The organism is Kitasatospora sp. NPDC047058 (assembly GCF_040643935.1).
Lineage (GTDB): Bacteria > Actinomycetota > Actinomycetes > Streptomycetales > Streptomycetaceae > Kitasatospora.
The window spans coordinates 1-2386 of sequence record NZ_JBEYVJ010000703.1; the positions used below are offsets into that span (position 1 = coordinate 1).

Genomic DNA, 2386 nt, shown 5'->3' on the forward strand with positions numbered 1-2386 from the left:
GCGGGCGGGGGGGGCCTCCGCGCGGCCGGGGGGGGTGGGGGTGGTGGGGGTGATGGTCGCCGGGGCTGCGGTCGCCAGTGCCGTGGGGGTGGCGAGGGCCGTGGCCGCGAGCACGGCGAGAGCGGCGGCCGGGCGGCCCAGCCGCCGGGATATCAGGGGTGACACATGTCCTCCGATCGGGCCCGTGCGTGAGGGGATCACACGGGGTTTGAACGCAACATGCCAGAACAGTGAGCGTTTGGGGAAGGCTTTACGCATGACGACTTGTCACAGCGGTGTCAACATTTGATGTCACGCCAGGGCCGGGCGGACGAACCGGTGGAATCCGGCCCGTCAGCGGAGGACGGCCGGGGGCTCCGCGTCGCCACCGACCGGCGCGGAGCCCGGGATCGACGGGCCCGCCGGACCGGCGGCGCGACCCACCCCGGTTCACCCCCGGGCCCGGGTCCGGCGGGCCCACCGGATCCGGCGGCCCGACCCGCACCGGCCGTGCAAGGACGTGGCCGGGCTCCGGCTCATCGGCGGCAGGCTCGTACACGTCGCCGACTTCGACCTCTCCCCCGGCTTCCCCGGCATCCGATGGGCCGCCCGAGCGCCCGCCGGGGAGGGGGAGAGGCCGGCGGCCGGCCGGTCAGGCCCGCAGGCGGGGCGCCAGCACCTCCACCACCGCGTCCCGCTGGTCGGTCAGGTAGAAGTGGCCGCCCGGGAAGACGTGCAGGTCGAACGCGCCGGTGGTGTGGCGCTCCCAGCCGCGGACCTCCGCCAGGCTGGCGCGCGGATCGGCGTCCCCGGTCAGCGCGGTGACCGGCAGCGACACGACCGCGTCCGGCTCGCACCGGTACGTCTCCACCGCGGTGTAGTCGGCGCGCAGCGCCGGCAGGATGAACGTCCGCAACTCCGGGTCGGCCAGCACCCGTTCATCGGTGCCGCCGAGCCGGGCGAGCTCGCCGAGCAGCTCGTCGTCGGGCAGCAGGTGCACGGTCGAGTCCCGGGGCAGCGAGGGCGCGCGGCCGCCGGAGACGAACAGGTGCACCGGCCCGGCCACGCCGTCGCGCTCGAACCGGCGGGCCACCTCGAAGCAGACGACCGTACCCATGCTGTGCCCGAAGAACATCAGCGGCCGGTCCGCCCAGGGCAGCAGCGCCTCGTAGACGCGGTCGGCGAGACCGTCGACCGTGTCGATCACCGGCTCCCCGAACCGGTTCTGCCGGCCCGGGTACTGCACGGCCAGCACGTCCGCGTACGGCGACAGCGCGGCGGCGTAGTCGATGAAGTAGCTCGCCGAGCCGCCCGCGTGCGGAAAGCAGACGAGCCGGACGGGCGCCGTGTCGGCGGGGTGGAAGCGACGGAACCAGTCGCTCCCGGTGACGGTGTTGCTGCCGGCCATGCGGGACAACCTCTCTGAACACGGGTCAATTGATCACTGTGCTCCCCCAGTCTCCCCGTCGGACCGCCAGGTCCACCAGCGGATCCCGGGGTCCGGGGCCCCGCGTGAGGAGGAGTGGCGGCCGGGAGCCCTGCCGCCGCGCCGTCAGCCGAGCGCCAGCCGCCACCGGACCTCCCCGTCCTGCCACTCCCCGGTGGGGGCGAGTCCGGCCGCTGCGGCCACGGCGGCGGAGGCCCGGTGGTCGGGGTGGATGTGCGCGACGACGGTGTGCACCCCCTGCTGCGCCAGCCAGGAGACCAGCCCCCGGGCCGCCTCGGTCGCGATGCCGCACCGCTGCCAGGGTGTGCCCACCACCCAGGCGATCTCCGCGATGGCCCCGCGGTCGTCGGCGGTGACCGTCGCCTGGACCGTGCCGGCCGCGCGGTCCGCATCGCGGAGCCGGATCACCCAGTTGCACCAGGACTCGGCGGGGTCGGGCGAGCCGGCGGCCCACCGTTCGTAGCGGGCCCGCAGCGCCTCGGCGGTCTCCGGCGCGCCGCCGGTGAAGGCGTGCAGGCCGGGGTCGGACAGCACCGTGGCCATCTCGTCGGCGTGCCCGGGCCGCAGCGGCACCAGGAGCAGGCGGTCGGTCGGGACGCTGTCGGGCTCGATGGTGCGCACGGTGCCTTCCGGTGGGGTCGGTCGTCGACGGTGCCGCGACGACGGTGTCCTGCGACGGTGGTCCGCGCCCGGGACGGGCCTCGGGGTCGTCGTCGGGCGGGGTCCTGCCGGGCGGCCCGCTACCGGCCGCCGCCGGGCGGGCCGAAGCGGACGGCCGGGCGGCCCCGGGAGACGCGGTCGAGCAGGAGGACCGAGGCGGCCTCGGGGGTCGGCGTCGGGGCACCGCCCCCGGCGTGCCGGGTGAGCGCCGTGAGGAGCCGGTCGAGGCCGCGGCGGTGCCGGGCGAAGGTCCGGCGCGGGGCCCAGCGGCCGCGTTCGCGCTGGCCGGCGAGCGCGGTC

The 2386-nt window shown here is 76.5% G+C and carries 2 protein-coding genes and 1 pseudogene; all 3 read right to left on the reverse strand.

The window, feature by feature from the left end; all coding sequences use genetic code 11:
* Window positions 1–631 precede the first annotated feature (631 nt).
* Window positions 632–1387, reverse strand: a complete 756-nt coding sequence (locus tag ABZ885_RS39515; RefSeq protein ID WP_360199787.1) for a thioesterase domain-containing protein — start codon at window positions 1385–1387, stop codon at window positions 632–634.
* Window positions 1388–1531: 144 nt separating this feature from the next.
* On the reverse strand, window positions 1532–2047 hold the full coding sequence (locus ABZ885_RS39520) for a GNAT family N-acetyltransferase (protein ID WP_360199789.1): 516 nt from the start codon (window positions 2045–2047) through the stop codon (window positions 1532–1534).
* A 119-nt stretch (window positions 2048–2166) separates the two neighbouring features.
* Window positions 2167–2386: pseudogene (locus tag ABZ885_RS39525) on the reverse strand (ATP/GTP-binding protein); the annotation flags it as partial.